The following is a 272-nucleotide window of genomic DNA, read 5'->3' on the forward strand; positions in this document are numbered from 1 at the left end:
ATATTGGATGCCGATTTCCCATTTATCTACACCACCAACTACGATGCTAATCTTGAAGGGGCCTATGAGGCGTTTGGCAAACCATACGTTAAGATAACAGGGGCCGCGGATCTGGCCGGAGCTTTGCCGGGCCTCACGCAGATCATCAAGTTCCACGGTGACTTTTCAAATCCCAAGAGTCTCGTCATCACTGAGTCCGACTATTTCGATCGGCTGTCGTTTGACGCTCCGATGGACATAAAGTTCAGGGGCGACGCATTTGCCTCGACGCT

The 272-nt window shown here is 51.5% G+C and carries 1 protein-coding gene; it reads left to right on the forward strand.

Annotated features, from left to right (window positions below):
* Positions 1-272 (forward strand): SIR2 family NAD-dependent protein deacylase (locus SB659_RS19530; RefSeq protein WP_410551601.1); only part of this gene is annotated, 272 nt, incomplete at both ends.

This window comes from Arthrobacter sp. SIMBA_036 (genome assembly GCF_046535135.1).
GTDB lineage: Bacteria > Actinomycetota > Actinomycetes > Actinomycetales > Micrococcaceae > Arthrobacter.